4 protein-coding genes and 1 pseudogene (1 of these 5 cut by a window edge) are annotated in these 4,153 nt (G+C 65.2%); 3 read left to right on the forward strand and 2 right to left on the reverse strand.

Annotation, left to right across the window (positions count from 1 at the left end; genetic code table 11):
- Positions 1-888: pseudogene (locus K728_RS18705) on the forward strand (NADPH:quinone reductase); it begins 127 nt to the left of the window's first position.
- On the opposite strand, the gene nucS reads toward K728_RS18705, so the two are convergent.
- Positions 885-1,580: an endonuclease NucS gene (gene nucS / locus K728_RS0106975; RefSeq protein ID WP_019481187.1), complete on the reverse strand. Its 696-nt coding sequence runs from the start codon at positions 1,578-1,580 to the stop codon at positions 885-887. The pseudogene K728_RS18705 and the gene nucS sit on opposite strands and share 4 nt — an antisense overlap.
- Positions 1,581-1,704: 124 nt before the next feature.
- On the opposite strand from nucS, the gene K728_RS0106980 reads away from it, so the two are divergent.
- On the forward strand, positions 1,705-2,037 hold the full coding sequence (locus K728_RS0106980) for a hypothetical protein (RefSeq protein WP_024476289.1): 333 nt from the start codon (positions 1,705-1,707) through the stop codon (positions 2,035-2,037).
- A gap of 32 nt (positions 2,038-2,069) precedes the next feature.
- Positions 2,070-2,861 (forward strand): alpha/beta hydrolase, encoded by a 792-nt coding sequence (locus K728_RS0106985; protein WP_019481189.1) that lies wholly within the window; start codon positions 2,070-2,072, stop codon positions 2,859-2,861.
- Between the two features lie 23 nt (positions 2,862-2,884).
- Here K728_RS0106985 and K728_RS0106990 read toward each other — a convergent pair.
- A partial coding sequence (locus tag K728_RS0106990; RefSeq protein ID WP_443110938.1) for an AI-2E family transporter occupies positions 2,885-4,153 on the reverse strand: 1,269 nt, incomplete at its 5' end.

Consider the following 4,153-nt stretch of genomic DNA (forward strand, 5'->3'; position numbering starts at 1 on the left):
TGGAAGGCCCGCGCCGCGGGTGATCCCGCCTTCCCCGAGGTGGTTCCGAACCAGGACGGCGCCGGCCTTGTCGACGCCGTCGGCGAGGGAGTCACCGCTCTGAAGGCCGGCGACCGGGTGTGGATCTACCTTGCTGCCCACGGCCGTCCGACCGGAACCGCCCAGGAATTCGCCGTGCTCCCGGCAGACCGTGTTGTTCAGCTTCCTGAAGGCGTCAGCTTCGAGGTTGCCGCCAGCCTGGGCGTTCCGGCGATGACGGCTCACCGTGCACTGACAGTTCATGAGAACGGTCCGGCCCGGCTTGCACCGGAGGCCCTGGCTGGCCGGATCGTCCTTGTCCAGGGAGGTGCCGGGGCTGTTGGTCACGCAGCGATTCAACTTGCGGTCTGGGCTGGTGCAACGGTCATTGCGACGGTCAGCAGCGAAGCGAAAGCCGGGCTGGCCCGCGCCGCCGGGGCCCAGCACGTGGTGCGTTACCCGGATGACTCGATTGCCGACCGTATCCTCGACATCGCTCCCGACGGCGTCGATCACGTGGTCGAGGTTGCTCCCGGTCAGAACGCCCTGCTTGACGTCGAGGTCATCGCCAACCACGGCAGCATCGCCTACTACGCGAATAACAACGGGGATAGTTTCACGGCTCCGATCGTCCCGAGCTTCGCGAAAAACGTTCGGTGGCAGGGGTTGCTCCTCTACACGGTGGGAACCGAGGCGCTCCTCGCAGCCGCCGAGGATATCACCGTTGCCCTCCGCGCGGGCGCGCTGCCCGTTGGAGAGCCCGCAGGGCTTCCCATCACCTGGTTCACCCTTGAGGACACGGCCGCCGCCCACGACGCCGTCGAGAATGGTGTCACCGGCAAGGTGCTGATCCGCGTGGCCGAGGCCTAGAAGAGGCGCGACTCGACGTCGTCGACGCCACGCATCATGTCGTAGTCGAGTACCAGGCAGTCGATACCCCGGTCCAGTGCGAGGACCCGGGCCTGCGGCTTGATCTGTTGGGCAGCGAAGATCCCTCGGACCGGTGCCATCAGGGGGTCCCGGTTGAGGAGCTCAAGGTAGCGGGTCAGTTGCTCGACGCCGTCAATGTCGCCGCGGCGCTTGAGCTCGATGGCTACTGTGGCACCGGCAGCATCACGGGCCAGGATGTCGACCGGTCCGATGGCGGTCATGTACTCCCTGCGGATCAGGGTGAAACCAGTTCCGGCCAGGTGGATCTGTTCGGCGAGGAGCCGTTGGAGGTCCGCTTCGACTCCGTCCTTGACCAGCCCGGGGTCAACACCCAGATCATGGGAGGACTCATGGATCAGTTCGTGGATGTTAATGACCAGCCGGTCATCGCTCTTGGCATGCTGAACGTTCCACACCTCGGTGACGCCCAGTTCAGTGTCGGCCTCCTCGGGAGTGGAGATCCGCAGCGAGGCTGGCGGGCTCATCCAGTTGAGCGGCTTATAGGAACCACCATCGGAATGCACCAACACCGACCCATCGGCCTTCACCATCAGCAGCCGGGTGGCGAGGGGCAAATGGGCGCGGAGGCGCCCGATGTAATCGACTGAGCACTGGGCTATGACTAAACGCACGAAAGCCTTCCAGGGAACTTGTGTGGTGGGGAGTACCTAAATCGTCCCACAGGACGCGGCTGGACCCTGCCCCACCGGACGCCGGTTGTGCCCGAGTCGGCGATTCGTCAGGCAGACTTGACCTATGCCCCGCTCCAACCGCCCTCGCCGTCCCGGGAAGCCGTCAGCGCAGCCCGGGAGGAAGGCAGAGCCGGTGCCGGAAATCGACCTGGAGCGTGCGCGGGCGGGGATACCGACCCGGGAAAGCGCTCCCGACGGCGAATGGTCCGTCCGGCGGATCACCGAGCGCAACGCGGCCAAGGACTATGTCTGTCCCGGGTGCCACCGGGTGATCCCGCCCGGTCTTGCGCACCTGGTGGTCTGGCAGGAGGACTCCCTGTTTGGTGCAGCGGCCGGGCTCGCTGGCCGGAGGCACTGGCACGTCAACTGCTGGCGAACCCGCAGCTACCGGTACTGAACCGCCCACTGCAGTTCCCCTAGACTGAAACGATGACTTCCACCGTAACCAGTTATGAGTTCACCGAGTCCGACGGACCCATGGATATCAGGGCGTCAACGGTCCTCCCGGCGCGGCGCACCGAGATCGAACTGCGCACCACCGACGGACTACGCCTGGTGGGCGAATTCGCTGAGCCAGCGGACAGGCCGGCCCGTGCCACTTTGGTGATGATGCATCCGCTGCCGACTGCAGGTGGATTCATGGACTCCCACGTTTTCCGCAAGGCCTCCTTCAGGCTTCCGGCACTCGCCGACATTGCGGTGCTGCGGTTCAACACCCGTGGCACGTGCTCGCCGCGGGGCTGCAGCGAAGGCGAGTTCGATGGTGGGGTTGCCGAGCGCGCCGACATTGAGGCCGCCGTCGCCTGGGCGGCCGAGCATAGCCCAGGCAACATCTGGCTGGTGGGCTGGTCCTTTGGCACCGAGCTGTGCCTGAAGTACGGCGCCCTTGATCCGATCGCCCCGCTGATCCAGGGGGCGGTGCTGTTGTCGCCCCCACTGCATCGTGCTGGGGAAGAAGATCTTGAGGCATGGGCCGCGTCCGGCCTGCCGCTCAAGGTGCTGGTCCCCGAGCACGACGATTACCTGCAGCCAGCGGCAGCGACCGAGCGGTTCGCCCGGATCCCCCAGGCCGAGGTGATCGGCGTCGACGGCGCCAAGCACCTGTGGGTGGGGGAGAAGTACGCCGCCCGGGTCCTGGATGAAATCACCGACACCGTGCTGCCCGGGGCATCGCAGTCACTGCCCACTACCTGGACCGGAGCCGCAGCCACAGCGTCCTGACACAGCGTCCTGACTGTCCTGGCTTACTGACTGTCCTGGCGGGCGATAAAGACTTCCTTGAGCAGCAGCATCACCGCTGCGGCTGTCGGAATGGCAATCAGCGCGCCCAGCACACCCAGGAGGCTTCCGCCGGCAATAACGGCGATGACTGCAACCGAACCGGGTACCGCCACGGCGCGCTGCATGATCCGCGGCGAGATGAAGTATGCCTCGACCTGCAGGTAGGCGAGGTACAGGACCGCGAAGAGCAGCGCCGTCTGCCAGCCTGCAGTCATCGCGACCGCCGTCACGATCACTGCCGCAATCAGGGCGCCCACCAGGGGGATGAAGGCCAGCAGCGCGACGACGAAGGCCAGGAGGACCGAAAAGGGCACCTGCGCGATCGTCATGAAAACGAAGGCGAAGGTCGCGTTGAGGATGGCCACACAGGCCTGCCCAATCACGTAGTTGCCGACGCTGCTGGTGATCTCCTCCGCCAGCGACTCCACCCGGGGGCGGCGTGAGCGCGGCGCCAACCGGTACGCCCACTTCTTCATTGCGGGCAGCGAGGACAGGAAATAGAGGGTCAGGACCAGGACAATGAGGGTACCGAACAGGCTGTTGATAATGACGGTGCCAACGCCCAGCACACCGCCGAAGATGCCGCCTACAGCATCCGAGTCGTTGAAGAAGTTGTTGACTTCCTCGGTGACACGTTCCCGGACCTGGAACTGTTCATCGACAGTCTGGAAGAACTCGGAGTTGAGGAAATCATCAACGAAACCGGGCGCCCGATCCACAAACTGGCTGGTCTGGTTCACGATGGTGGGAATCAGGGTGGCGAAGAAGGCCGCGATGATGCCGGCAAGCAGCAACAGCGCCACCGCAATCCCTGCCGGGCGGGGCACCTTCTTCTTTTCCAGCCACCGGACAATGGGGTCGAGCCCCAGTGCAATGAACATTGCCGCGCCAATCCACAGCAGCAGTTGGCCCACGTTGGTGATCATGAAGTAGGCGAGCAGAGCCAGCCCCACGCCCACCGTCCCCATGAAACCGAAGTGAATCGGGTGATGACGCATGGACTGGGGCTGGGCGTTTCCGAACTTCAGCCGGTCGTCACCGAGTGAGACGTCGTCGTCGGTAGGCACCGGCGCGGGGATCCGCTCGGGCGGGAACTCGAACCGAAGCCGCGGCTGGGCGCCAGGAATAGGCCGGCGGAGCCCGCGAAAAATTGCCCTGATCATGCTGCGGTGAGATGGGCTGGCAGCGGAAGCCGCTGGTGCACCGCCCCGCCCGTCAACTGAGGCGGCGGG

The sequence above is a fragment of the Arthrobacter sp. CAL618 genome, from assembly GCF_000468215.1.
Lineage (GTDB): Bacteria > Actinomycetota > Actinomycetes > Actinomycetales > Micrococcaceae > Arthrobacter_D.

Excerpts from the sequence above, each read along its gene's own strand:
- K728_RS0106980 (WP_024476289.1), top strand. The coding sequence starts at position 1,705 with ATGCCCCGCTCCAACCGCCCTCGCCGTCCCGGGAAGCCGTCAGCGCAG.
- K728_RS0106985 (WP_019481189.1), top strand. The coding sequence starts at position 2,070 with ATGACTTCCACCGTAACCAGTTATGAGTTCACCGAGTCCGACGGACCC.